This is a genomic window from Xanthomonas sp. 60, from assembly GCF_011761925.1.
The window spans coordinates 439,048-465,296 of the sequence record NZ_JAASQW010000001.1; the positions used below are offsets into that span (position 1 = coordinate 439,048).

Sequence of the window (26,249 nt, forward strand, 5' to 3'; positions counted from 1 at the left end):
TGTCCCAGGCCGCGTGCCGCCGCAGGCATTGCGTGGTTACAGCGGCGGTGCGCGGCGCGCCATGGTGCGCTGCTCGAAGGCGTAGGCCAGCTCGATGAGCCTCGGCTCGCTCCACGCCGTGCCCATGAACAGCAGGCCGGCGGGCAGGCCATCCACGTGCCCCATCGGCACGCTCAGGCTCGGGTAGCCGGCCACGGCGGCAGCCCCGTAACTGCCGCCGGGAAATGCGTCGCCGCCTTCGGCCGCGATCGCCCAGGCGACGCCGGTGGTGGGGGCTACGAGCGCATCCAGCGCGTGCTCTCTGAGCCGTGCATCGATGCCCTGCTCGCCGGCGGCGCGGCGCGCGCGGGCGCGGGCGTCGATATAACGCAGGTCGCCGAGGGAACCGGAGCGGGCCGCGTCCTCCATCAATTCCTGTCCGAACAGGGCCAGTTCCTGCGCCGCGTGCTGACGATTGAAGGCCAGGATCGCTGGCAGCGTCCGCACCGGGGCTTCCCAGCGCCGCAGGTAACGCTCCAGCCCGGCCTTGAATTCGTATTGCAGCACGATCTGTTCATCCGCCTGCCAGGCGCGCTCGTCCAGCGCCGGCACGCGGATCACCGTGGCCCCGGCCTCGCGCAGGCGGGCTTCGGCATCGTCCATCAGGGCGCGCAGGCCCGGCTGGTCCGTCAGGGAGCTGTCGAGCACGCCGATCCGCGCACCCTGCAGGCCTTCAGGCCGCAGCCGGGCTGCGTAGTCGTACACGGCCCGGCCGGGCCGGGTGGCCGTGGCCGGGTCGGCCTCGTCACGGCCGGCCATCGCGGTGAGCAGGATCGCCGCGTCGGTGACGCTGCGGGCGAGGGGGCCGGCGCTGTCCTGGCTGGAGGAGATCGGCACGATACCGTCGCGGCTCACCAGCCCCACCGTGGGCTTCAGCCCGACCACGCCGTTCATGGCGGCCGGGCAGGCGATGCTGCCGTCGGTTTCCGTGCCAACACTCACCACCGCCAGGTTGGCCGCCACCGCGACCGCGCTGCCGCTGCTGGAGCCGCACGGACTGTGGGTGGGGCGGTAGGGGTTGCGGGTCTGCCCGCCGCGCGCGCTCCAGCCGCTCACAGAGGCCTTGCCGCGGTAGTTGGCCCACTCGCTGAGATTGGTCTTGCCCAGGATCACTGCGCCGGCCGCACGCAGCCGGGTCACCAGGAAGGCGTCGGCGGGGCGGAAGTCCTGCAGCGCCAACGAGCCTGCCGTGGTCGGCATGGGGCGTGCGTTGATGTTGTCCTTGAGAAGCACCGGCATGCCGTGCAGCGGACCGCGCAGGTGCCCCGCACGGCGCTCGGCGTCGCGCGCGGCGGCCTCCCTCAGGGCCTGCGGATTGAGGGCGATGACCGAACGCAGCTGCGGCCCGCTGCGGTCGATCGCCGCGATGCGCTGCAGGTAGGCCCGGGTCAGCGCGACGCTGTCGAGCTCGCCGGCCGCGATGCGGGCCTGCAGGCCGGGAATATCCGCCTCGGCGAGCATGAACGGCGCGGTGGCCTGCGCCGGTGCGCGGGATGGCTTGGTATGCGTTGCAGGCTGCGCACTTGCGGCGGGTGCCAGTACGCTGGCGCAGGCGCACAGCAGGCCACCCAGCAACCGCGCGTTGAAGATGCGGCGGGCAGGCGGAGACTGGAACGGCAGTACGGGCGTCGTGACGGACACGGCGGCAGTGTAGCGCGCAGCGTCAGCGTTTGCGTTTGAAGAGGTCGCGGCCCAATACGTAGACCACCAACAGGTTCACCAGCAGCACGGCCCACGAGGCCCAGCCGGGGTGATGGACGATGGCATAGATATCGAAGGGCAGGTACAGGCTGGCCGAAAGGCAGCCCAGCCAGGAGGCCCAGGCCTTGGCACGCCACAGGCCCCACGCCTCGACGAGGTGCAGCAGGCCGTAGGCCAGCATGGCCACGGCGGCCAGGTGCACGACATCGGGATTGATCATGTTCAGCAGCGAGGGCAGGGTGCCGTGATCCGGGTCCAGGCTGAAACGCCGGATCAGGGCAGTGATTCCATCGCGCAGCGGTTGCGGACCGAGCACTTCCAGCCCGGTCGCCGCCGCCAGTGCAAGCATCGCCTTGCCCGCTTCGAGCAGGGCGATGACATGCAGGCCCGGATGCCGTTTCGGATCCGGGTTGTAGGCCGTAAGGGTCACGTGCCGGCTCAGCCGCCGCGCGAGGCCTTCTTGCGATCGCTTTCGGTCAGACCCTTCTTGCGCAGGCGGATCTCCTTCGGCGTGATCTCGACCAGCTCATCGTCTTCGATGAAGTCCAGGGCCTGCTCCAGCGAGTACTTGATCGCCGGGGTCAGCTGGATCGCATCGTCCTTGCCAGAGGCGCGCATGTTGGTCAGCGGCTTGGTCTTGATGGCATTGACGGTGAGGTCGTTGTCCTTGGAGTGGATGCCGACCAGCTGGCCTTCATACACGTTGTCGCCTTCGGCAGCGAACAGCTTGCCACGCTCCTGCAGCGGCCCCAGCGAGTAGGCGGGAGTGACGCCGGCGGCATTGGCGATCATCACACCGTTCTGGCGCTTGGCGATGGCGCCCTGTTCCTTCGGGCCGTAATGGTCGAAGACGTGGAACAGCAGGCCCGAGCCCTGGGTGAGGGTCTTGAACTCGTTCTGGAAACCGATCAGGCCACGTGCCGGGATCTGGTATTCCAGGCGCACACGGCCCTTGCCGTCCGGCTCCATGTTCTTCAGCTGGCCCTTGCGGGTGCCCAGCTTTTCCATCACGCCGCCCTGGTGCTGCTCTTCGATGTCCACCACCAGCTGCTCGATCGGCTCCATGGCCTGGCCGTCGATCTGCTTGATGATCACTTCCGGGCGCGACACGGCCAGTTCGTAGCCTTCGCGACGCATGTTCTCGATCAGCACCGACAGGTGCAGTTCGCCACGGCCGGAAACCAGGAACTTGTCGGCGTCTTCCAGCTGTTCCACCTTCAGGGCCACGTTGTGGACCTGCTCGCGGTCCAGGCGGTCCTTGATCTGGCGGCTGGTCAGGAACTTGCCGCCGGACAGGTCCTTGTTGCCGGCGAAGGGCGAATTGTTGACCTGGAAGGTCATCGAGATCGTCGGTTCGTCGACGGTCAGCGCCGGCAGGGCTTCGGGGGTGTCCGGATGGCACAGGGTATCGGAGATGGTCAGCTCCGGGATGCCCGAGATGGCCACGATGTCACCGGCTTCGGCGCTGTCCTGCTCGATGCGTTCCAGGCCCAGGAAGCCCAGCACCTGGCCGATCTTGCCGTTGCGCTTCTTGCCTTCGCGGTCGATCACGGCGACCTGCATGCCCTTCTTCAGGGTGCCGCGCTGGACGCGGCCGATGCCGATCACGCCGACGAAGTTGTTGTAGTCCAGCTGGCTGATGCGCATCTGGAACGGGCCTTCCGGATCGACGTCGGGCTTGGGTGCGTGCTGCATGATCGCTTCGTACAGCGGGGTCATGTCGCCTTCGCGGACGGTGTCTTCCAGGCCGGCATAGCCGTTGAGGGCCGAGGCGTAGACGATCGGGAAGTCCAGCTGCTCATTGGTGGCGCCGAGCTTGTCGAACAGGTCGAAGACCTGGTCGATCACCCACTCCGGACGCGAGCCCGGGCGGTCCACCTTGTTGACCACCACGATCGGCTTGAAGCCCATCGCAAAGGCCTTCTGGGTCACGAAGCGGGTCTGCGGCATCGGGCCGTCCATCGCATCGACGAGGATCAGCACGGTGTCGACCATCGACAGCACGCGCTCCACTTCGCCGCCGAAGTCGGCGTGTCCGGGGGTATCGACGATGTTGATCCGGTTCTTGATACCGGTCTTCTTGTCTTCCCAGGTGATGGCCGTGTTCTTGGCCAGGATGGTGATGCCGCGTTCCTTTTCCTGGTCGTTGCTGTCCATCACGCGCTCGGCGAGGACGGTACGCTCGGACAGGGTGCCGGACTGCTTCAGCAGCTGATCGACCAGGGTGGTCTTGCCATGGTCGACGTGCGCGACGATGGCGATGTTGCGAAGATTTTCGATGGACATGCGAAAGGGGGCCAGTCGGCGCCGGATTTGGAAAAAGAAGTCCATCATCATACCGCGAAGTTGCCGTTTCGCGAAAATCCCGTGATGCCGGGTCGATCGATCCCCATTCAGGTCGCAGGCGCGCAGCCTGCTGACCCGCAGCCGAACCGCCCCGGGCCCTGCACCGTTGGTCGTATCCGCGACCCAAACAGGACGGGTGTAAACTAGGGAACTCGCATTTCCACAACCCGAATTCCAAGGATCCGCATGTCCCTGTTCGCCACTTTCGACACCACCCAGGGCCCGATCAAGGTCGAGCTGTTTGCCGACAAGGCGCCGCTGACCGTGGCCAACTTCGTGAACCTGGTCAAGCACGGCTTCTACGATGGCCTGGTGTTCCACCGCGTCATCGCCGATTTCATGATCCAGGGCGGCTGCCCGCGCGGCCAGGGCACCGGCGACGCCGGCTACAAGTTCGAAGACGAGAAGAATGGCGTGAAGCACCAGGTCGGCTCGCTGTCGATGGCCAATGCCGGTCCGAACACCAACGGCAGCCAGTTCTTCATCACCCACATCAAGACCGACTGGCTGGACGGCAAGCACACCGTGTTCGGCCAGGTCGTTGACGGCCAGGCCATCGTGGATTCGGTCAAGCAGGGCGACGTGATCCATTCGATCACCCTGGAAGGCGACGCCGACGCCGTGCTGGCCGCCAAGGCCGATCGCGTCGCCGAGTGGAACAAGTCGATTCCCTCGCGCGCCTGATCCCCTGTCCAACGGCCACCTCTGCGGTGGCCGTTCTCATGATCCCCGCCGCCTGCCAGGCCGTCCGGCCACGCGTGCGGCTCAATTCCCCGCTTGCAAGCAAAAGGAAACCCCATGAAAGCACCTGTTCGTGTTGCCGTGACCGGCGCCGCCGGCCAGATCGGTTATGCCCTGCTGTTCCGCATCGCGTCCGGCGAAATGCTGGGCAAGGACCAGCCGGTCATCCTGCAGCTGCTCGAGCTGCCGGTGGAGAAGGCCCAGGCCGCGCTGAAGGGCGTGATCATGGAGCTGGAAGACTGCGCGTTCCCGCTGCTGGCCGGCATCGTCGGCACCGACGATGCGGAAGTGGCCTTCAAGGACGTGGACGTGGCCCTGCTGGTCGGCGCCCGTCCGCGCGGCCCGGGCATGGAGCGCGCCGACCTGCTGCAGGCGAACGCGGAGATCTTCACCGCGCAGGGCGCCGCGCTGAACAAGGTTGCCAAGCGTGACGTCAAGGTGCTGGTGGTCGGCAACCCGGCCAACACCAACGCCTACATCGCCATGAAGTCGGCCCCGGACCTGAATCCGCGCAACTTCACCGCCATGCTGCGCCTGGACCACAACCGCGCGCTGAGCCAGCTGTCGACCAAGCTGGGCAAGCCGGTCGGCGGCATGGAGAAGCTGGTGGTGTGGGGCAACCACAGCCCGACCATGTACCCGGACTACCGCTTCGCCACCGCCGATGGCGCCTCCATCGCAGAGGCCATCAACGACCAGGACTGGAACGCCGGTACCTTCATCCCGACCGTGGGCAAGCGCGGCGCGGCCATCATCGAAGCCCGTGGCTCGTCCTCGGCCGCTTCGGCCGCCAACGCCGCCATCGACCACATGCGTGACTGGGTGCTGGGGAGCAACGGCAAGTGGCTGACCATGGGCGTGCCGTCCGATGGCTCCTACGGTATTCCGGAAGGGGTGATCTTCGGCTTCCCGGTGACCACCGAGAACGGCGAGTACACGCTGGTCAAGGACCTGCCGATCGACGACTTCAGCCAGAAGTACATCGACAAGACCCTGGCCGAGCTGGAAGACGAGCGCTCGGCCGTGGCGCACCTGCTGGGCTGATCCGGCGCCTGGTGCAGTACAGAAGAACGCCGGGCTGACGCCCGGCGTTTTTTTTGCTCTACGACCAAGGTCGAGCGGCGGGCGCAGGTGTGGCCACACTATGCTCGGACCCATGACATCGTCTGGGAGGGCAGCGTCATGGACTACGAGGAAACCTACCGGCGCTCGATCGACGAGCCCGAAGCGTTCTGGGGCGAACAGGCCGACCGCATCCACTGGCACGTGAAGCCGCAGCAGGTGCTGGACTACAGCAATCCGCCGTTCCGCCGCTGGTACGTGGGCGGCCAGACCAACCTCTGCTACAACGCCGTCGACCGCCATCTCGCCGAACGCCCCGACCAGCTCGCACTCGTCGTGGTGTCCACGGAAACCCAGCAGACGCGCGAGATCACCTACCGCGAGCTGTACGGCGAAGTGAACGCCTTCGCTGCGGTGCTGCAGCGCCTTGACGTCGGCCGCGGCGACCGCGTGGTGATCTACATGCCGAACATGGCCGAGGCGGTGTTCGCCATGCTCGCCTGTGCCCGTATCGGCGCGGTGCACTCGGTGGTGTTCGGGGGGTTCGCCGCGCACAACCTGGCGCTGCGCATTGATGACGCCCAACCGAAGCTGCTGATCGCCGCCGACGCCGGCATGCGCGGTGGCAAGCTGATTCCGTACAAGGCCATGGTCGATGCCGCCTGCGCCGAGGCGGCGAGCCCGCCGCCGCACGTGCTGATCGTGTCGCGCGGGCTCGATCCCGCCGAGCCACGCGTGTCCGGGCGCGACGTGGACTACGCCACCCTGCGCGCCGAGGTGGGCGATGCGCAGGTGCCGGTGCAGTGGCTGGAATCCAGCGAACCCAGCTACCTGCTCTATACCTCCGGCACCACCGGCAAGCCCAAGGGCGTGCAACGCGATGTCGGCGGTTACGCCGTCGCCATGGCCCAGTCAATGGAGACAGTCTTCGACTGCAGGCCCGGCCAGGTGATGTTCTCCACCTCCGATGTCGGTTGGGCGGTGGGGCATTCCTACAATGTCTACGGACCGCTGATCGGCGGGTGCACGTCGCTGCTGTACGAGGGGCTGCCGACCCGCCCCGATCCCGGCATCTGGTGGGCGCTGTGCGAGCAGTACAACGTGCGTACACTGTTCTCTTCGCCGACCGCGATCCGGGTGCTGAAAAAGCACGATGTCGATTTCATCCGCCGCCACGACCTGCGCGCGCTGAAGTACGTCTTCCTGGCCGGCGAGCCGCTTGATGAGCCGACCGCGCACTGGGCCAGCGAGGCCCTCGGCAAGCCGATCATCGACAACTACTGGCAGACCGAAACCGGCTGGCCGGCGCTGACCCTGCTGCCGGGGCTGGAGATGAAGCCGGTGCGGTTCGGCTCGCCCGGCCTTCCGAACCTCGGCTACCGGATGAAGATCATCGACGAAAACACCGGTGCCGAAGTGGCACCCGGGCAGAAGGGCGTGCTGGTGATGACCCCGCCGCTGCCGCCGGGGTGCATGAGCACGGTATGGAACGATGACGCGCGCTTCCTGCAGAGCTATTTCAGCCATTTCAAGGAGCTGCTGTACAGCTCCCTGGACTGGGCCATCCGCGATGAGGACGGGTACACGTTCATCCTCGGCCGCACCGACGATGTGATCAACGTGGCCGGGCATCGGCTGGGCACGCGTGAGATCGAGGAGGTGATCGCCGGACACCCCCGCGTGGCGGAGGCGGCGGTGGTCGGCATGAAGGACGAACTCAAGGGCCAGGTGCCGCTGGTCTTCGTCACCCTGAAGCAGGGCCTGGACGGTGAGGACCCCGCACCGGTCGTGGCGGACATGATGCAGCGGGTCACCAGCTCGCTCGGCGCCGTTGCGCGTCCCGCGCATATCCATGTGGTCAATGCCCTGCCCAAGACGCGTTCGGGCAAACTGCTGCGCCGCTCGCTCCAGGCGCTTGCGGAGTCGCGTGATCCCGGTGACCTGTCCACCCTCGATGACCCGGCGGCACTGGACGAGATCCGTCGCGTTCTCAATCACTAGGCCCGGCGATCGCGGTCGGGACCGGCGCCGGCCAGGCGCCTTCGGCGGTGCCAGCCGCGCGCCGGCACCGCCCCTGCGGTCAGTCCAGGCCTTCGGCGCTCAGCGCGGCGCGCACGCCGTCGTCGGCCTCCATGCGCTTCTTGAAGGCCGCCAGATTATCCAGTCCGGACAGGTCGACCTTCAGACCCGCCGCCCAGCGCAGGGTGATGTAGAGGTAAGGATCGGCGAAGCTGCGGAAGCCCGCCAGCCAGGGCTTGTCGGCCAACTGCCGGTCCGCGGTTTCGAACAGCGCACGCAGGTTGGCGTGCGCGGCAGCGGCCAGTGCGTCCTTCTGGCTCTCATCGGCGATGTAGCGGCCGGGTGCGAACAGGGGCTTGAACGCGGGGTGCAGGTCCGAGTTGACGAAGGCGAGCCAGCGGGCGGCTTCGGCGCGCTGGCGCGGGCTGCCGTCACCGGCCAGACCGGCCTGCGGATAGGTATCGGCGATGTAACCGAGAATGGCTGCGTTCTGGGTCAGCACGAAATCGCCATCCACCAGTGCGGGGACCGAGCCGGCGGGGTTGATCGCCAGGAATGCCGGGGCCTTGAGTGTCTCGCGGGTCAGCAGTTCCACTTCGAACGGCTCGCCGGCCCAGCGCAGGGCGATATGGTCGGCGGTGGAGCAGGCTCCGGGCTTGCTGTACAGCTTCATGCGGACTCCGAACGGATAGCGGTGACGGGAAGTCATCACTATCCCAGAGCGCGACCGGGCGCGGCAATGGCGCCCCGGCAACAGTCCGTCACGATTGCCGGGGCTTGAGGCTCTGGACTTTATAGAAGGTGTGGTCGCCGATCGTCGCCACCTGGTAGGCATTGCGCCAGCTCGGGCTGGCGATGGCCATGGCGGCGAAGTGGCTGGCGCCGGGAACGATCTCGCGACGCTCGCCGGCCGGCAGCGACCAGTTGCGTTCGGCATCGAAGGCCACCTTCATCGCATCGCGCCAGGCCGCGTCGTTGGCCAGCTGCGTGCCGGGAGCGACGATGGTCGGGGCGAACTGCTTGCGCGCGGTGACGACCTGGCACATCGAGTCACCCCACAGCCCGCTGTCGCGACGGCGCAGGGCGACCTCGGCGACGGCCTGCTGGCCGCGCACCGTCTGGTCGCGGGCTTCCAGGTACACGGTGGTGCTCAGGCACAACGAATCTGCGGCCGGTTGCGGCAACAGCTGGGACAGCCAGAGAATCCAGGCCAGTTTCATAGAACTCCTTGCTCCGTATGGGCCGTACCTGCTGCTGCCACCGGCCGTGGAAGGCCGGCGGAGGCACAGGAAACGACTTGGCGTCATGGGGAGGCGGCCATCGGGGCCGCCCCGCGGGCGGCCCGGTGAAGAAGGGGGAAGGGCCGCGCCTGCTCACCGGGACTGGCTGGTGAGCGGAAAGTTGGCGCAAGGTAAGCCCGCCTTTCCCAATGCCCCCTGAACCCTCAGGGTTGACATTCAGCTTGGGAGGAACAGCCTGAATAGGGCCGGCACGCCCCATTCAGTTTGAATCACAGCGCTGCCGCGACGCGACTGCCCTGGTCAATGGCCCGCTTGGCATCGAGTTCAGCGGCGACATCGGCGCCGCCGATCACCTGGGGCGTGATGCCTGCCGCCTGCAGCCCGGCAAGCAGGCTGCGGTTGGATTCCTGGCCGGCGCAGACCACCACATGATCCACCGGCAACACCTGCTCGGCACCTTCCACGCGGATGTGCAGGCCCGCATCGTCCACGCGCACGTACTCCACCCCGCCAAGCATGCGCACGCCTTTGGCCTTCAGCGTGGCGCGGTGGATCCAGCCGGTGGTCTTGCCCAGCCGGGCGCCGGGCTTGCCCGGGCTGCGCTGCAGCAGCCACAGCTGCCGTGGCGAGGGGACGACCGCTGGCCGCGCCAAGGCACCGCGGCCTTCGAAGGTGGGATCCACACCCCACTCGGCCATCCACTGCTGCGGGTCCAGGGAGGGTGATGGCCCTGTATGGCTGAGGAATTCGCCGACATCGAAGCCGATGCCCCCGGCGCCGATGATCGCCGCACGCTCGCCGACGTGCACTCGACCCTGCAGCACGTCCAGATAGCTGACCACCTTCGGGTGCTCGGCACCGGCGAAGGTCACCGCACGGGGCAGGATGCCGGTGGCGAGGATGACATCGTCAAAGCCGGCCAAGGTGGCTGCATCGGCAGGCGTGCCCAGGCGCACGTCCACGCCGTGTTCCCGCAGCTGATGGCCGAAGTAGCGCAGGGTTTCATGGAACTCTTCCTTCCCCGGAATACGCTTGGCCACGTTGAACTGGCCGCCGATCTCGGCGCTCGCCTCGAACAGCGTCACGCGGTGACCGCGCTGCGCAGCCACGGTCGCGCAGGCCAGCCCCGCCGGGCCGGCACCGACCACGGCCACGCGCCTGGGGGCGGTCGTGGGGCGATAGACCAGTTCGGTCTCATGCGCGGCGCGCGGATTGACCAGGCAGCTGGCGAGTTTGTTTTCGAAGACGTGGTCCAGGCACGCCTGGTTGCACGCGATGCAGGTATTGATCGCCACCGCGCGCCCTGCACGTGCCTTGTTCGCCCACTGCGGATCGGCCAGCAGCGGACGCGCCAGCGAAACCATGTCCGCACCCCCCGAGGCCAGGATGCGTTCGGCCACATCGGGCATGTTGATGCGGTTGGTCGCCACCAGCGGCACGCGCACGTGCGGCTTGAGCTTGGCGGTCACCCCGGCGAACGCGGCGCGCGGCACCGAGGTGGCGATGGTCGGGATGCGGGCTTCGTGCCAGCCGATCCCGGAGTTGATGATCGTGGCGCCGGCCGCTTCGATCGCCTTGGCCTGGGCGAGGATCTCTTCCCAGTTGCTGCCGTCCTCCACCAGGTCCACCAGCGACAAACGGTAGATGATGATGAAATCCGGACCGCAGGCGGCCCGGATGCGGCGCACGATCTCCACGGCGAACTGCATGCGCCGGGCGGCGTCGCCGCCCCAGCGGTCGGTGCGCTGGTTGCTGCGCGGTGCGATGAATTCGTTGATCAGATAGCCTTCCGAACCCATCACCTCCACGCCGTCATAGCCGGCGTCCCGGGCCAGGCGCGCGCTGCGGGCGTAATCATCGATATGCCGTTCCACGCCCCGGGCAGAGAGCGCGCGCGGGGTGAACGGATTGATCGGTGCCTTCAGTTTTGACGGAGCAACAGACAGCGGATGGTAGGCATAGCGGCCGGCGTGCAGCAGCTGCAGGCAGATCTTCGCGCCATGCTGGTGTGCTGCGGCCGTGAGCTGACGGTGCGGCCGGACTTCCCAGGGCCAGGACAGCTTGCCGCCGAAGGGCTTGAGCCAGCCGACCACGTTCGGCGCGAAGCCGCCGGTGACGATCAGGCCAACGCCGCCTTCGGCACGCTCGGCGAAGTAAGCGGCCAGGCGCGGGAAGTCGCGCGTGCGATCTTCCAGCCCCGTATGCATGGACCCCATCAGCACGCGGTTGCGCAGCTGCGTGAAGCCCAGGTCGAGCGGGGTGAACAGGTGCGGATAAGCGGTGTCGTTGGCGGGCATCAGGGTCGATACGCTTGCGTACGGAAGCGGGCAGGGTGCCGCGAATCGGCCGCCGGAGCAAGATGCGTCGCCGCATCCTGCGGCCTCCTGCCGAGGGCGCCGATAACGTAGGGGCTCGATCAGGCCGGCGGTGTCTGGAGGGGGGGCGCATCGCGCCGGGGTGCGATGCCGAACCAGGGCAGGGTGAGCCCGCACAGCGGCCCGATCAGCAGTGCGAAGGCCAGCGTGCCGATGCCCACGTCGCCGCCCAGCAACCACCCCACCAGCAGCGCGCTGCCCTCGATCAGGCTGCGCACCTGCCAGATCGGCCAGCCCGTGCGGGCATGCAGGCCGGTCATCAGCCCATCACGGGGCCCGGGCCCGAGGCGCGCGCCGATGTAGAAGCCGGTGGCCAGCGCGACCAGCACCAGGCCGACAGCGAACAGTGCGATGCGCAGGCCCAGCGGCTCCACCGCAGGCAGCAGCCACAGCCCGAACTGCGCGGAAGGGCCGATCAGCGCGACATTCATGAGCGTGCCCAGACCAGGCTTCTGCCGCAGCGGCCACCACAGCAGGAGCACGACCGCGCCGACCACATTGGTGGCCAGTCCGAAGGAGAGCGGGCTGTGGGCGGCGATTCCCTGCGACAGCACATCCCACGGTGCCACGCCGATCGACGCCCGCACCATCAGCGCGATGCCAAGGCCGTAGAGGAACAACCCCACGACGAGCTGTGTGGCGCGGACAGCGAAGGAGCGATGCATGGCGGCTTATCAACGAAGGGGAGCGCACACCCTAGCGCTGTTCGGGATGAGACCGAAGCGTGGCGTCATGAAGTACACGCCAAGGGGACCTGCGGCGCAGCGATGCCAGGACAGATTGACGCGAACGGATCGTTGGCAGCAACTGTCATCTGCGTTCAATTCCAGCGTCATCATGAAGTTCCTCATGTCGCTGTGGGGCACCTGAAGACGTGTGCGCGACGCGTTTCAGATTCGGGGCATCCCGCGATGAAGCCGGGTGAAACCCTTGCCATTGCGACATCTTGCGGTTTTTCATGATCCTGTATAGGGTGCAACGGCCGGAACGGTAGAGGTCCGGCGGCCGGTTTCACATGTTACGTGACCGTTAACATGGCCTTCACCCTACTGAGCATAATGTTCGCGGCGGTGGCGTGCTGAATCGGCTATCGGAACATCGACCTCATGCTGGCCCATGCCTCTACCGGTTTCATACCCCCGAAATAGGAGCTGTACTCAATGAACAAGAAGATCCTTACTGCCGCGCTGCTGGGTGGTCTGGCTTTTGCCCAGGCGGCTTCCGCGCAGGAGTTCGATGACCGCTGGTACCTGACCGGTTCGGCCGGTTTCAACTTCCAGGACAGCGACCGCACCACCAATGATGCTCCGTTCGTCACCCTGGGCCTGGGCAAGTTCATCAGCCCGAACTGGTCGCTGGACGGTGAGCTGAACTACCAGAACCCGAACTTCGACGCGAACCAGGATCTGAACTGGTCGCAGTACGGCGCCTCGATCGACCTGCGTCGCCACTTCATCTCCGAAGGCCGTGGCTGGAACCCGTACGTGCTGATGGGTCTGGGCTACCAGAAGTCGGAAGAAGAGTTCGCCGCCATTGATGCCAATGGTCCGCGTGAGCGCAAGGACGGCAACTTCGCCGCCAAGCTGGGCGTCGGCCTGCAGACCACCTTCGACAAGCGCGTTGCCGTGCGTGCCGAAGTGGCCTACCGCGGTGACTTCGACGACAAGAGCGTTGCTGCTCCGTCGGAAGACTGGTTCGGCGACGTGCTGGCCTCGGTCGGCGTCGTGATCCCGCTGGGACCGGCCCCGATGGCGGCTGCTCCGGCTCCGGCTCCGGTTGCCCCGAGCTGCGCCGACCTGGATGACGACGGTGACGGCGTCAACAACTGCGACGACAAGTGCCCGGATTCGCAGCCTGGCCAGACCATCGGTCCGGACGGTTGCCCGGTGCCGGTCTCGATCGACCTGAAGGGTGTTAACTTCGACTTCGACAAGGCCAACCTGCGTCCTGACGCGGTTGCGATCCTGGGCGAAGCCGCCGAGATCCTGAAGCGTTACCCGGACCTGCGCGTCGAAGTGGCTGGCCACACCGACTCGAAGGGTACCGACGCGTACAACCAGAAGCTGTCCGAGCGTCGCGCCACCGCGGTGTACAACTACCTGACCCAGAACGGCGTGGCTGCTTCGCGTCTGCAGGGTCCGATCGGCTACGGCGAGAGCCGTCCGATTGCTCCGAACACCAATTCGGATGGTTCGGACAACCCGGAAGGTCGCGCCAAGAACCGTCGTACCGAGCTGAACGTCCAGAACTGAGTTCTGACGCTTCACAGGTAAGACAAAAAGGACCCGGCTCACGCCGGGTCCTTTTTTATGCGCGTCATCCCAGTGGTTGCGGCCTGCCGCCTGCTTTGCGGCGGCCCGCGCCAGCACGATCGGTTGCAACAGAAAATTCGCAAAAAAACCAATAAGTTGCCGTATTCATTGAAAGTAGGATCTTGTAAGCCGTTGTGTCGCTGTTAAACTCCCGCCAAACCACCTCACTCTGGAAGCCCCCTCATGCTGCGCATTGCATCGGCCGCCGTCCTGGCGCTCGCCCTGGTCCCCGCCGCCCATGCTGCCGTGGACTGCTCGGCCAACCCCGTCTCGGCTCCGTTGCCGCTGCCGGCCACCGCCATCGCGCCCGTGGCCAGCGAACTGGCCATCCGCAGCGTGCAGCTCGGCATGCCGGCGGGCGTGCTGACCAGCAACATCGAGCAGGGCCAGTCGGTTGACAGCGTCCTGCAGCGCCTGCGCATCGAGGGCTGCCAGAACATCGCCAAGGTCATCCCCGGCGCACCGGCCGTGCAGCCCAATGATCCGGCCGCTTACAAGCCGCAGACCGCGTTCGACAACACGCCGTGGCGTTTCGACATGAGCCAGAACGGCAAGCGCATGACCGCCGAAGAGTTCGATGCGTGGATGAAGTCGCGCGGCGTGCGCGTGGTCAAGGCGCGCCCGGCACCGGCCGCCGTGCCGGCGGCACCGGTGGAAGCGTCCGCCGAGACCGTCCCGGCCGACAAGAAGTAATCAAGGCGGGATGCGCGGCATGCGGCCACCTCGCCCGTCGGCATCCCGGCCCGTCCGCGCGCCCCGCGCGGGCAGCGTCAGTCCCGCACCTGCAGGCGTGCGCCACGGCCTGGCGCGCGTGCTCTCCAAGGCCGGCGTGTGTTCGCGTACGGAGGCTGCGCGCTGGATCGACGCCGGCCGTGTCACGGTCGATGGCCGCACCGTGCGCGATCCGGAGTTTCCCATCCTCGCCGGGCGCCATCACGTCAAGGTCGATGGTCACGCGCTCGATGCGGCACCACGTGTCTATCTCATGCTCAACAAGCCGCGCGGCCTGGTGACGACGGCGCAGGACGAGCGCGGGCGCGACACGGTCTATCGCTGCCTCGATGCGGGCGGTCTGCCCTGGCTGGCGCCTGTCGGGCGGCTGGACAAGGCCAGTGAAGGCCTGCTGCTGTTTTCAAACGATCCGCAGTGGGCCGCCGGGCTGACCGATCCACGCACCGGTCCGCGCAAGACCTACCACGTGCAGGTTGATCGGGTCCCCGAAGCCGCCGTGCTCGACGCGGTGCGCGCCGGCATCACCGATGAAGGCGAGTTCCTGTCCGCGCACGCCGTGCGCGTGCTGCGCCATGGCGAACGTACCGCGTGGCTGGAGATCGTGCTGGATGAAGGACGCAACCGGCATATCCGTCGCCTGCTGGCGGCGTTCGACCTCGACGTGCGGCGGCTGATCCGCGTGGCCATCGGCGGGCTCGCGCTCGGCGAGCTGGGCAAGGGTCAGTGGCGGCTGCTCGAGGACCAGGACAGGCGGCAACTGGAGGCCGTCCCAACCCCGGGCTGAGTCCCGTGGCCGGCCTGTGCGCCGGTCCCGTTCCGGGCGTGGGGGGCGTCCGGCTTTGCACCCCTGCAAGAGGAACCATGATGACCACCACCCACCGCGCGCTGCGCACCGTGATCCTGCTGCTGACCGTGGCGCTGCTTGCTGCCTGTGGCGGCCGCAAGGACGTCGCCAAGGCCGCGCCGCCGCCGCCGGAAGAGATCGTGCAGATCATCGTGCCGGACCTGGATGCCCGCGGCAGTTACCGCTTCGAGATGAGTGACGGCGACCGGCGCCTGACGGCCGACGAATTCGATGCCTGGATGAAGGCCAACGGCATCCGTATTTCCACCGGCAAGGACAAGATGGGCCGGCGCTGAGGTCTGCCTGCAGCGGGGACCAGGACCGTGCCTGGTCCCCGGAGGGGATCAGGCGATCACGCCGAGCTCGCGACCGATGCGGGTGAAGGCATCAATCGCCCTATCCAGGTGTTCGCGGGTATGCGCGGCGCTGATCTGCGTGCGGATCCGCGCCTGGCCCTTGGGCACCACGGGGAAGAAGAAGCCGATCGCGTAGATGCCTTCTTCGAGCAGCCGCTCTGCGAACCTCTGCGCCAGCGGGGCGTCGTAGAGCATCACCGGGCTGATCGGATGCACGCCCGGCTTCACGTCGAAACCGGCCGCGACCATTTTTTCGCGGAAGTAGGTGGTGTTGCCCACCAGGGTCTGGCGCAGGTCATCGGCGGCGGCGAGCATCTCGAAGGCCTTGATGCCTGCAGCCACCACGTGCGGCGGCAGCGAGTTGGAGAACAGGTAGGGGCGCGAACGCTGGCGCAGCAGTTCGATCACCTCGGCGCTGGCGGTGGTGAAGCCGCCCAGCGCGCCGCCCATTGCCTTGCCCAGCGTGCCGGTGATGATGTCGATCCGGTCCAGGACCCCCTTCACTTCGGCCGAGCCGCGGCCGGTCGCGCCAAGGAAACCGGTCGCGTGGCACTCGTCGATGTGCACCAGCGCGCCGTACTTCTTCGCCAGCGCCGTGATCTCATCCAGCGGCGCGATGAAGCCATCCATCGAAAACACGCCGTCGGTGGTGATCAGCTTGGTCCGGCATCCGGCGGCATCGGCGGCCTGCAACTGCGCTTCCAGATCGGCCATGTCGCAGTTGGCATAGCGGAAGCGCTTGGCCTTGCACAGGCGCACGCCGTCGATGATCGAGGCATGGTTGAGGCTGTCGGAGATGATCGCATCCTGCTCACCGAGCAGCGGTTCGAAGAGCCCGCCGTTGGCGTCGAAGCAGGCCGCGTACAGGATGGTGTCCTGCTTGCCGAAGAATTCGGAGATCCGTGCTTCGAGCTGCTTGTGCAGGTCCTGGGTGCCGCAGATGAAGCGGACCGATGCCATGCCGAAGCCGTGGCTGTCCAGCGCATCCTTGGCGGCCTGGATCAGGTCCGGATGGTCGGCCAACCCGAGGTAGTTGTTGGCGCAGAAGTTCAGCACGGTGCGCCCGTCTTCCAGGGTGATCTCGGCCGACTGCGGGCTGGTGATGATCCGCTCGGACTTGAACAGACCCTGGGCGCGGATCGCCTCGAGTTCGTCGGCGTAATGGCGGGTCAGGGCAGGGGAGGCGTCGGTCATGGCAGGCGGCACATCGATACGGAAACCCCGATTTTACCCTCCCCGCCACGACACGCGGCGGCGCCTGCCGGGCATCCATGTGTTGCGTTGCAATATCAAACAGGTTAAAAAACCGTGAACCGGTCGCTTCTGGCGCGCCGGTCGACGCAACGCGCCAGACCTTGCCCTTCCCCGGAGACGCCCATGAAGCACGCCATCCGTCCTCTTGCCACCGCTGCGCTCCTTTCGTTGGCGTCATTCGCTGCCAGCGCCCAGCAGGCCGACTCGCCTTACAGCTGGAACGTCACGGCCGTTTCGGATTACGTCTTCCGCGGCGTCTCGCAGACTGACGAAGATCCGACCTTGCAGGCAGGCTTCACCTACACCAGCCCGGTCGGCCTGTATGCCGGCGTATGGGGTTCGGGCGTGGACTTCGGTCCGGGCGACCCGAGCACCGAACTGGATTACCTGATCGGCTACGGCGTGGATGTCACCGACAGCGTCAACATCGACGTGCTGCTCAACCGCTACACCTACCTCGGTGCCAGCGAGCTCAACTACAACGAGCTCATCACCACCACCACCTTTGCCGATCAGTACAAGCTCACCGTCGCCTATTCCAATGACGTGTGGAACAGCGGCACCGACGGCTGGTATTACGGCGTGGGTGGTGAGTGGGCGCTGCCGCAGGAATTCACCCTGGCCGCCAATGTGGGGCGCAGCACGTTCGAGCAGGGCATCGCCAAGGACTACACCGATTTCAACATTGGCGTCAGTCGCCAGTTCGGCCTGTTCAACCTTGGCCTGGGTTACCACGGCACCGACGGCAACGGCCGCGACAACTCCGGCAAGCTGGCGGACAACCGCGTGGTGTTCACCGTCGCCATCGGGCAGTAAGCAGAGCCTGGGGTGTGGCCGGGTGCGCTGCCCCAGCGACTGGAACAGGCATGAAAAAGGCGCCCACGGGCGCCTTTTTCGTTGCTCGCAACACCGATCCGGAAGCGGATCAGTTCCAGCTGAGCACGACCTTGCCGGCCTTGCCTTCTTCCATCAGGTCGAAACCCTTCTGGAAGTCGTCGATCGGCAGCTGGTGCGTGAGCACTTTGCCGAGCGGGAAGCCGGACAGGACCAGCTGGGTCATCTTGTACCAGGTCTCGTACATCTTGCGGCCGTAGATGCCCTGGACCGTCAGGCCCTTGAAGATGATCTTGTCCCAGTCGCAGCCGGCACCCTTCGGCATGATGCCCAGCATCGCGATCTTGCCGCCGTGGTACATGCAGTCGAGCATGTCATTGAAGGCGCGCGGGTTGCCGCTCATCTCCAGGCCGACATCGAAACCCTCCATGTGCAGGTCCTTCATGACCTCCTTCAGGGACTGGTTGGCCACGTTGACCACGCGGGTGGCCCCCATGTCGGCCGCCAGTTTCAGGCGGAAATCGTTGACGTCGGTGACCACCACGTTGCGTGCGCCGATGTGCTTGCAGATGCCTGCGGCGATGATGCCGATCGGGCCTGCCCCGGTGATCAGCACGTCCTCGCCGATCACGTTGAACTCCAGCGCGCAGTGCGCCGCATTGCCGTAGGGGTCGAAGAATGCAGCCAGTTCCGAGGGGATCTGGTCGGGGATCGGCCACAGGTTGCTGGCCGGCATCACCATGTATTCGGCGAAGGCCCCATTGACGTTCACGCCGATGCCGACTGTGTTGGGGCACAGGTGCGGGCGACCGCCGCGGCAGTTGCGGCAGTGACCGCAGACGATGTGGCCCTCGGCCGAGACGCGCTGGCCGATCTCATAGCCGGTGACGGCACTGCCGAGCGCCGCGACGCGGCCGACGAATTCGTGGCCGATGGTCAGACCGGGGGTGATGGTGCGCTGGCTCCATTCGTCCCACAGGTAGATGTGCAGGTCGGTTCCGCAGATCGCGGTCTTTTCCAGCTTGATCAACACCTCGTTCGGGCCCGGGCTCGGCACCGGCACGTCTTCCATCCAGATGCCCTTGCCGGCTTCACGCTTGACCAGGGCTTTCATTGTTTGTGCCATCGCGGCGGGACTCGCAGGGGGAAAGAGGGAGCGAAGTATAAAGGCGTCGGGGCAGGGACCATGTTGCAGTGCGGATTGCCCCTGAAGGCCTCAGGGTCCGGTCCCCAGCCCAGGCACGCTTTGATTTTCTGGCGGGCAGGGGCTGCGCCATCCATCAGCGGCACGCGCCCGGCGGAGGCGCTAGGCCCGCGTCTGTGTCCGATCGATCCGCGCGACTTCCGTCGCCGTCTGCTCCGTCAGACGGGCCAGTGCGTCGCGGGCCGCGGCCAACGCCCTGGCGGCGTCTGCGGATGCAGCCGGGCTCGCGTCTTCCCTCATGCACGCCTCGAAGCGCGCCATGGACTCCCCGGGCAGAGGCGACCAGGTCTGGAGCAGCCGCTGCCGTGGTCCGGTCGGCACGTCGCGCGCCATGTTGACCAGGGCCAGCAGGGCGGGGGCCCATGTGGCCGGAGGCAGGCCGACGATCTGATCGGCAAGCAGGGTCATGCAGCTGACACGGTCGGTGTCGGCCAAGGAAGACGCCGCCTGGGTCAGCCTGAAGAAGACGGACGGTCTTTCACGCTCCGGCAGCCAGACCACGCTGTCCGACAGATCGCTGAGGCAGCGTGCGCGCTCAGCCCCCGCCAGTTGGACGGCGCGGTCCAGGCGGGCCGTGAAGCGCGCTGCGCGGTCGTCGCTGGGCAGCGCGTTCAGCCAGGACGCGAAGGACGACCAGTTTTTCCCAATGGCAGTGCCCTGTTCATCGGCTCTCTGCCGGAGCGCGTCGACCAGAGGCGTCCGATCAGACTCCGGGACGTAGTAAAGAGCGTCGAGCAGGACCGGCAAGTCGCTCTCCGGCGTCGGTCCCCGCTCTGATGCCTCCAGAAGCGAAGTCAATGCCGCCGCGCGTGCCGGCTCCGGCTGCTGGGCCAACAGATCGACCAGCCTCCCCAGACGGGCAGGGCGATCCTCGGGCGGCGCCGCTTCGAGCCACTGCGTGGATAAAAGGAAGTGATATGCACGCACACGCGTCGTGAACACCGACATCGCCGGATGAAGAGAAGCGGATTCGGCGAGGGAAGAAAGCGCCGCCCGCGAACGAGGCAAGGGCAGCTTCTCTGCAAACTGCTGGAGCCGCGGCATCAAGCCCGACCGGTCCGCCTCGGGAACCATGGAGAGAACGCACAGCAGGGTGTCGAAGCCGTTGACGCGGTGTTCTGCGTCCAGCGCTTGCAGTTCGCACAGCAGCGTGAGAAAGACGGCTTTCCTTTCATGCTCGGGCTGGAACCTGAGACAGCACGCCTCGGTGTTGAAGGCCTCCGCGGCCGCGGATTGCATGGCGGGGCGCGACCCGGGCCGAAGCGGCGAGCGACTTGGAATAAGGTGCGCGCCGTCCCGTTTCGAGATGATCTGCGCCGGCCGCGTGGTCAGCATCCGCTGTGCCTGCGGTTGCCTGTTCAGATTCTCGAACGCGCGGGCTTGGGCCTGGACCCTGCCCAGGCAGGTGCCGGGCGCGGCATTGGACACGCGCGAGGGAGGCCGTGAACTGGCGGCGCCTGCGGGCGGTGGCGCGGTTCGCGCCAGGCGTGGGGGGGAAGCGCCCGGGGAAGGGGCCGGGACGGCGGGTGTGCCAGGACCTGCAACAAACATGTAGGAATCGCCGGGATCGTGAGGGAGAGCAGGGTAGGTCGCCCGGTACGGCGCGGCTTTCAACGACAGGACACGCGGGCGGGCGAGGCGGCCTGATAAGGGAGGTGTCGGCGGCGCTTTCTGCACGGGCTAGAATCAACGCTCCATTCTCCAAGGGCCGCTGCATGCGCTCGAACCTGCTCGCTTTTTCCATCGTCGCCAGTCTCGGTCTGGTCCAGGTCGCCCAGGCCGCCGAAGGCATGTGGGTGCCGCAGCAGCTGCCGGAGATCGCCGGTCCGCTGCAGAAGGCCGGCCTGAAGCTCTCTCCGGAACAGCTGGCCGACCTCACCGGCGATCCGATGGGTGCCGTGGTGGCGCTCGGTGGCTGCACCGCCAGCTTCGTTTCCCCCAATGGCCTGGTGGTCACCAACCACCACTGTGCGTACGGCGCGATCCAGCTCAATTCCACCGCGCAGAACAACCTGATCAAGGACGGCTTCAACGCACCTGCCCTGAAGGATGAACTGAGCGCCGGCCCCAACGCCCGTGTCTACGTGCTGGATCAGATCACCGACGTCACCGACCAGGCCAAGGCCGCCATCGCGGCGGCCGGCAAGGACGCGCTGGCCCGCAGCCGCGCGCTGGAGGCCTTCGACAAGGCGCAGGTCGCCGCGTGCGAGGCTGACGCCGGCTTCCGCTGCCGTCTGTACAGCTTCTCCGGCGGCAACACCTACCGCCTGTTCCGCAACCTGGAAATCCGCGATGTGCGGCTGGTCTACGCGCCCCCGGGCAGCGTCGGCAAGTTCGGTGGCGATATCGACAACTGGATGTGGCCGCGCCACACCGGTGACTTCTCCTTCTACCGCGCCTATGTCGGCAAGGACGGCAAGCCGGCCGCGTTCTCCGCCGACAACGTGCCCTACCAGCCCAAGCACTTCCTGACGTTCGCCGACCAGCCGCTGGGCGCCGACGACTTCGTCATGGTGGCCGGCTACCCGGGCCGCACCAACCGCTACGCGCTGGCCAGCGAGTTCAACGAAACCGCCAGCTTCACCTACCCGACCGTGGCCCGTCACTACAACGCGGTGCTGAAGATGATCGCCGACGCCGGCAAGGCCGACCCGGACATCAAGGTGAAATACGCCGCCACGGCGGCCAGCATGAACAATGTGGCCAAGAACTACGCCGGCCAGCTGGAGGGCTTCAAGCGCATCGATGCGGCCGGCCAGAAGCAGGCCGAGGAAGCGGCCGTGCTGGCGTGGCTGAAAAAGCAGGGCGCGGCGGGCCGCCCGGCGCTGGCCGCGCATGCGCAGCTGGTCAAGCACCTGGAAACCAGCAAGGCCACGCGCGAGCGTGACCTGTTCGTGGGGCAGTTCAACACCACCGCCGCCGTCGGCACGGCGATCACGCTGTACCGCCTGGCGATCGAGAAGGCCAAGCCGGATGCAGAACGCGAAGCCGGTTACCAGCAGCGCGACCTGACCACCATCGAAGGTGGCCTGAAGCAGATGGATCGGCGCTACGTGGCGGCGATGGACCAGCAGCTGCAGACCTACTGGCTGGACCAGTACGTGGCGTTGCCGGCCGCGCAGCGTGACAACGCCGTGCTCAACAGCTGGCTCGGCGGCAGCGATGCTGCGGCGGTCAAGTCGCTGGTGAGCAAGCTCGGTGGCACCGGCCTGGGCAGCCTCGACGCCCGCCTGACGTGGTTCAACGCCGATCGCGCCGCCTTCGAAGCCAGCACCGATCCGGCCATCCAGTACGCCGTGGCCGCCATGCCCGCGCTGCTGAAGCAGGAAGAGCAGAAGAAGATCCGCGAGGGCGAATCGCTGACGGCGCGTCCGACCTACCTGCAGGCCGTGGCCGATTACAAGAAGAGCCAGGGCGAGTTCGTCTACCCTGACGCCAACCTGTCGCTGCGCATCACCTTCGGCAACGTCATGGGCTATGGCAAGGACGGCGTGAACTACACCCCGTTCACCACGCTGGAAGGGGTCGTTGCCAAGGAAACCGGCGAAGACCCGTTCGACTCGCCGAAGGCCCTGCTTGATGCGGTCAAGGCCAAGCGCTATGGCGGGCTGGAGGACAAGCGGATCGGCTCGGTGCCGGTGAACTTCCTCTCCAACCTGGACATCACCGGCGGCAATTCGGGCTCGCCGGTGCTGGATGCGCACGGCAAGCTGGTCGGCCTGGCGTTCGATGGCAACTGGGAATCGGTGAGCTCGAACTGGGTGTTCGATCCGGTCATGACCCGCATGATCGCCGTCGACAGCCGCTACATGCAGTGGATCATGCAGGAAGTGGCCCCGGCGCCGCAGCTGCTGAAGGAGCTCGGCCTGGCCAACTGAGCCAGGCGGCCCGCGCGCCGCGTTCCCGGCGGCGCACAGGGTGCAGCAACGCCAGAACCCCGCGAGGTGACTTGCGGGGTTTTTTCATGTCCCATCGGCGCAATCCGGTCGCGGGGTATCATGGGCGACCCGTGTTTCCACGCCCCGTGGAACGGCGGTCTCCTCCCCCCAAGGACCTGTATCCGCATGCGCATCCTGCTTGCCCGTCATGGCGAAACGCCATGGAATGCCGAAGGCCGTTACCAGGGCCAGATTGATATTCCGCTGTCGTCTGTCGGCGAATCGCAGGCACAGGCCCTGGGCGAGCGGCTGCGCTCGGTCGAGATCACCCGTGCAGTGGCTTCCCCACTGTCCCGCGCGCAGCGCACCGCGCAGCTCGCACTGGGCCCCGAACGTGCCGCGCAGCTGCTGACCGAGCCGGAACTGCAGGAGATCGCGCATGGCGAGTGGGAGGGCCTGCTGGCCAGCGAAATCCACGAGAAGGATCCTTCGCGGCTGCGTGCCTGGCGCGAGGAGCCCGATACGGTGCTGATGCCCGGTGGCGAATCGCTGCGCCTGGTGCTGGACCGCAGCTGGCGCGGCCTGGCACGCGCGGCCGAAGGCCTCGGCGAGCACGACACGCTGCTGGTGGTCGCGCACGATGCGGTCAACCGGGTGATCCTGTGCCGCATCCTCGGCCTGCCCATCAGCCGGCTGTGGTCGTTCCGCCAGGCGCCCACCACCCTGAATCTGCTCGAAGGCCCGGACGTGGAGCAGCTGGAGGTGGTGCGTCTGAACGACTGCGCCCATCACACGCCGTTCTTCGGCGAAGCCAAGCACCGCGCGCTCTGAGCCGCTTCTCCCGTTCACCCTACCGAACACTGCAATGACTGGACGTCCCACCGTGACCGCACTGCCCGCGACCCTGGCCGACTGGCTGACCCATATCGAACAGCAGCATCCGGCCTCCATCGACATGGGCCTGGAGCGCGTGCGCAGCGTGGCCACCGCGCTGGGCCTGGCGGCGCCGGCGGGGCGGGTGATCACTGTGGGCGGCACCAACGGCAAAGGCTCCACCGTCGCCTTCATCGAGTCGATCGCGCGGGCCGCCGGCTGGAAGGTGGGCACCTACACCTCGCCGCATCTGCTGCGCTACAACGAACGCGTGCGCATCAACGGCGAGGAGGCGTCCGATGCGGCGCTGGTGGCCGCCTTCGCTGCCATCGAGGCCGTGCGTGGAGACACCACGCTGACCTATTTTGAGTACGGCACGCTGGCGGCCCTGTTGCTGTTCGCGCAGGCCGGCCTGGACCTGGCGGTGCTGGAAGTCGGGCTGGGCGGACGCCTGGATGCCGTCAACATCGTCGAACCGGACGTAGCGGTGATCACCACCGTGGACATCGACCATGCCGACTGGCTGGGCAGCGACCGCGAAACGATCGGCGCGGAGAAGGCCGGCATCATCCGCGGCTGGAAGCCGGTGATCCTCGGCGAGACCGATCCACCGTCCAGCGTCCTGGCGCGTGCCTACCGTCTTGGAGCCAATGCCATCCGCGGGGGCAGTGATTACCTGTGCGAACCCATTGATGCCGCGCGCTGGCGGTGGCGCGACGTGGGCCTGCGCCTGGAGCTGCCCATGCCGCGGCTGTCCGGGCCGGTGCAGCTGGCCAATGCCGGTGCCGCCATCGCCGCGCTGCGCGCGCTGGACCGTCCGGTTCCGCGCGCGGCGTGGGCGCAGGGCATCGCCGCTGCACACGTCGAAGGCCGCCTGCAGCGTTTCGAACGCGATGGCGTGCAGGTGCTGGTGGACGTGGGCCACAACCCGCAGGCGGCGGCGGCCCTGTGCCGCGCGCTGCGCGCCGAGGGGGTCCCGGGGCGCACCCATGCCATCTATGCCGCGCTGCAGGACAAGGATGCCGCCGGGGTCGCCGCCGCGCTGGCCGACACCATCGATACGTGGACGCTGGCAGGCCTTGCCGGGGCCCGCGGGCAAACGGCGGCGGCGCTGTCGGCGCGACTGGGGCCGGACCTGGCGGGCGCCGCGCAGGTGGTCGACGTCCCTACCGCCCTTGAGCAGGTGCTGCAGGGCGCTGCGCGCGGCGACCGCGTGCTGGTGTTCGGCTCGTTCCACACCGCTGGCCAGGCACTGGCCTGGCTGCAGGCGCACTGACGGCGCTGCGGCCTGCGTTTACCTGCAGGTTCATCCCGCAGCGACGCCTGCCGCCGGGACGCCCGTATAATCCCGGACAATCCCCACCTGCTGCCTGCCTTCCGTGGATACGTCCCTGAAACATCGTTTGATCGGTGCCATCGTCCTGGTGGCCCTGGCTGTGCTGTTCCTGCCGATGCTGGTGACCGGTCCGCCGCGCGAGAGCGCCGTGCAGGATGTGGCCATCGAGGTCCCCGGGCAGCCGGCCAATGCCCAGTTCGAGACCCGTGAGCTGCCGCTCGCGGCGCCGGCCGGTGGCAGCACCGGCCTGCAGACCACGGCCGCGCCCGTGCGCGAGACTCCGGCCGGCGGCGTGCCGGCCGACGGTGCCGGTCCCGGCGCAGCCGCAGGCAACTACGCGGTCACCTTCGGTGCCTATGCCAGCCAGGCGCACGCCGATGCGGTGATCGCGCATCTGAAGGGCGCGCAGCTGCCCGGTTTCAGCGAGCAGACGGTGATCAACGGTACGCCGGCCTGGCGGGTCCGCGTCGGTCCATTCGCTGACCGCGCGCAGGCCGAGTCCGCACGCCTGCAGGCGGTGAAAGTCCGCAACGATGTCAAGGCCGAAGTGATCACCCTGGATGCGGCTGCAGCCCCGGCCGTGGCGGCACCGCCGTCGGCGTCGACAACCGCCCCGCCGACCACGCCCGCCGCACCGGCTCCGGTCGTGCAGACCCACCCGCTGCCGGCCACGCCGGCCCCCGCCCCCGCGCCCAAGCCCGAACCGAAACCTGAGCCCAAGCCTGAGCCCAAGCCTGAGCCCAAGCCTGAGCCCAAGCCTGTCGCCAAGCCGGTCGAGCCGAAGGTGGAGGCCAAGGCCGAACCGAAGACGCCGGCCGCACCTGCCGCCAGTGGCGTGGGCTTTGCAGTGCAGCTTGGAGCGTTCGGCAAGGCCGATGACGCCAACGCCCTGCGTGACAAGGTGCGCGGCGCCGGTTTCAGCGCGTTCGTCGAGCAGGTCCGTACGGACAAGGGCGTGCTGCACCGGGTCCGTGTGGGACCGGTGGCCAGTCGTGCCGAGGCGGATCAACTCAAGGCCCAGGTGGCGTCGCGTGTCGGCGTCGCCGGCATGGTCCGTCCGCACCCCTGATGGCCACGACCCCGCTGGCAGGACTGCAAGGAC

22 protein-coding genes are annotated in these 26,249 nt (G+C 67.3%); 12 read left to right on the forward strand and 10 right to left on the reverse strand.

Annotated features, from left to right (window positions below; translation table 11 throughout):
* Nucleotides 1–36: 36 nt before the first annotated feature.
* The 3 genes from FHY09_RS02050 to typA all read right to left on the reverse strand — a co-directional run bounded on the left by FHY09_RS02050 (nt 37) and on the right by typA (nt 4,026).
* The gene (locus tag FHY09_RS02050) at nt 37–1,629 is read right to left on the reverse strand and encodes an amidase (RefSeq protein WP_456362700.1); all 1,593 of its coding nucleotides are present in this window, start codon (nt 1,627–1,629) and stop codon (nt 37–39) included.
* A gap of 73 nt (nt 1,630–1,702) precedes the next feature.
* On the reverse strand, nt 1,703–2,170 hold the full coding sequence (locus tag FHY09_RS02055; protein WP_166923649.1) for a DUF2127 domain-containing protein: 468 nt from the start codon (nt 2,168–2,170) through the stop codon (nt 1,703–1,705).
* A gap of 8 nt (nt 2,171–2,178) precedes the next feature.
* On the reverse strand, nt 2,179–4,026 hold the full coding sequence (typA, locus tag FHY09_RS02060; protein ID WP_166923651.1) for a translational GTPase TypA: 1,848 nt from the start codon (nt 4,024–4,026) through the stop codon (nt 2,179–2,181).
* Nucleotides 4,027–4,272: 246 nt separating this feature from the next.
* Here typA and FHY09_RS02065 point away from each other — a divergent pair, with 246 nt between their 5' ends.
* The 3 genes from FHY09_RS02065 (at nt 4,273) to prpE (ending at nt 7,890) form a co-directional block, all read left to right on the forward strand.
* Nucleotides 4,273–4,770 carry a peptidylprolyl isomerase gene (locus FHY09_RS02065; protein ID WP_166923653.1) on the forward strand — a complete coding sequence of 166 codons (498 nt, stop codon included), beginning with the start codon at nt 4,273–4,275 and terminating at the stop codon, nt 4,768–4,770.
* 114 nt (nt 4,771–4,884) lie between these two features.
* Nucleotides 4,885–5,871, forward strand: a complete 987-nt coding sequence (locus tag FHY09_RS02070; RefSeq protein ID WP_166923655.1) for a malate dehydrogenase — start codon at nt 4,885–4,887, stop codon at nt 5,869–5,871.
* A gap of 138 nt (nt 5,872–6,009) precedes the next feature.
* Complete coding sequence (gene prpE, locus FHY09_RS02075) at nt 6,010–7,890, forward strand: propionate--CoA ligase (protein ID WP_166923657.1); 1,881 nt, start codon at nt 6,010–6,012, stop codon at nt 7,888–7,890.
* A gap of 79 nt (nt 7,891–7,969) precedes the next feature.
* Here the strand turns inward: prpE and FHY09_RS02080 are convergent, their stop codons facing one another.
* The 4 genes from FHY09_RS02080 to yczE all read right to left on the reverse strand — a co-directional run bounded on the left by FHY09_RS02080 (nt 7,970) and on the right by yczE (nt 12,189).
* Nucleotides 7,970–8,581, reverse strand: a complete 612-nt coding sequence (locus FHY09_RS02080; RefSeq protein WP_166923659.1) for a glutathione S-transferase N-terminal domain-containing protein — start codon at nt 8,579–8,581, stop codon at nt 7,970–7,972.
* Nucleotides 8,582–8,669: 88 nt separating this feature from the next.
* Nucleotides 8,670–9,128: a cell wall hydrolase gene (locus tag FHY09_RS02085; RefSeq protein ID WP_166923661.1), complete on the reverse strand. Its 459-nt coding sequence runs from the start codon at nt 9,126–9,128 to the stop codon at nt 8,670–8,672.
* Nucleotides 9,129–9,418: 290 nt separating this feature from the next.
* Nucleotides 9,419–11,446 carry an NADPH-dependent 2,4-dienoyl-CoA reductase gene (locus FHY09_RS02090; RefSeq protein ID WP_166923663.1) on the reverse strand — a complete coding sequence of 676 codons (2,028 nt, stop codon included), beginning with the start codon at nt 11,444–11,446 and terminating at the stop codon, nt 9,419–9,421.
* Between the two features lie 119 nt (nt 11,447–11,565).
* Nucleotides 11,566–12,189, reverse strand: a complete 624-nt coding sequence (yczE, locus tag FHY09_RS02095) for a membrane protein YczE (protein WP_166923665.1) — start codon at nt 12,187–12,189, stop codon at nt 11,566–11,568.
* Between the two features lie 495 nt (nt 12,190–12,684).
* On the opposite strand from yczE, the gene FHY09_RS02100 reads away from it, so the two are divergent.
* The 4 genes from FHY09_RS02100 (at nt 12,685) to FHY09_RS02115 (ending at nt 15,708) form a co-directional block, all read left to right on the forward strand.
* Nucleotides 12,685–13,776 (forward strand): OmpA family protein, encoded by a 1,092-nt coding sequence (locus tag FHY09_RS02100; protein WP_166923667.1) that lies wholly within the window; start codon nt 12,685–12,687, stop codon nt 13,774–13,776.
* 243 nt (nt 13,777–14,019) lie between these two features.
* Nucleotides 14,020–14,529, forward strand: coding sequence for a hypothetical protein (locus FHY09_RS02105; protein ID WP_166923670.1), 510 nt, complete (start codon nt 14,020–14,022; stop codon nt 14,527–14,529).
* A gap of 10 nt (nt 14,530–14,539) precedes the next feature.
* Nucleotides 14,540–15,352, forward strand: a complete 813-nt coding sequence (locus tag FHY09_RS02110; protein ID WP_166923672.1) for a pseudouridine synthase — start codon at nt 14,540–14,542, stop codon at nt 15,350–15,352.
* 80 nt (nt 15,353–15,432) lie between these two features.
* Nucleotides 15,433–15,708: a hypothetical protein gene (locus FHY09_RS02115; RefSeq protein ID WP_456362679.1), complete on the forward strand. Its 276-nt coding sequence runs from the start codon at nt 15,433–15,435 to the stop codon at nt 15,706–15,708.
* 48 nt (nt 15,709–15,756) lie between these two features.
* Here FHY09_RS02115 and kbl read toward each other — a convergent pair whose 3' ends face one another.
* Nucleotides 15,757–16,962, reverse strand: a complete 1,206-nt coding sequence (gene kbl / locus FHY09_RS02120) for a glycine C-acetyltransferase (protein ID WP_166923676.1) — start codon at nt 16,960–16,962, stop codon at nt 15,757–15,759.
* A gap of 183 nt (nt 16,963–17,145) precedes the next feature.
* Between kbl and FHY09_RS02125 the strand changes: the two genes are divergently transcribed.
* Entirely contained in the window at nt 17,146–17,838 is a 693-nt protein-coding gene (locus FHY09_RS02125; RefSeq protein WP_166923678.1) for a TorF family putative porin, read from the forward strand.
* 109 nt (nt 17,839–17,947) lie between these two features.
* On the opposite strand, the gene tdh is transcribed toward FHY09_RS02125, so the two are convergent.
* Together tdh and FHY09_RS02135 are read right to left on the reverse strand one after the other, a co-directional pair.
* Nucleotides 17,948–18,982: an L-threonine 3-dehydrogenase gene (gene tdh / locus FHY09_RS02130; protein WP_166923680.1), complete on the reverse strand. Its 1,035-nt coding sequence runs from the start codon at nt 18,980–18,982 to the stop codon at nt 17,948–17,950.
* 180 nt (nt 18,983–19,162) lie between these two features.
* A complete protein-coding gene (locus tag FHY09_RS02135) occupies nt 19,163–20,488 on the reverse strand; it encodes a hypothetical protein (RefSeq protein ID WP_166923682.1) in 1,326 nt (441 codons plus the stop codon).
* A gap of 287 nt (nt 20,489–20,775) precedes the next feature.
* On the opposite strand from FHY09_RS02135, the gene FHY09_RS02140 reads away from it, so the two are divergent.
* From FHY09_RS02140 to FHY09_RS02155, 4 genes are all read left to right on the forward strand, one after another.
* On the forward strand, nt 20,776–22,938 hold the full coding sequence (locus FHY09_RS02140) for a S46 family peptidase (RefSeq protein ID WP_166923684.1): 2,163 nt from the start codon (nt 20,776–20,778) through the stop codon (nt 22,936–22,938).
* Nucleotides 22,939–23,124: 186 nt separating this feature from the next.
* Nucleotides 23,125–23,769, forward strand: coding sequence for a histidine phosphatase family protein (locus FHY09_RS02145; protein WP_166923686.1), 645 nt, complete (start codon nt 23,125–23,127; stop codon nt 23,767–23,769).
* Between the two features lie 52 nt (nt 23,770–23,821).
* The gene (folC, locus tag FHY09_RS02150) at nt 23,822–25,087 is read left to right on the forward strand and encodes a bifunctional tetrahydrofolate synthase/dihydrofolate synthase (protein ID WP_166924352.1); all 1,266 of its coding nucleotides are present in this window, start codon (nt 23,822–23,824) and stop codon (nt 25,085–25,087) included.
* A gap of 103 nt (nt 25,088–25,190) precedes the next feature.
* The gene (locus FHY09_RS02155) at nt 25,191–26,216 is read left to right on the forward strand and encodes an SPOR domain-containing protein (protein ID WP_166923688.1); all 1,026 of its coding nucleotides are present in this window, start codon (nt 25,191–25,193) and stop codon (nt 26,214–26,216) included.
* Nucleotides 26,217–26,249 lie beyond the last annotated feature (33 nt).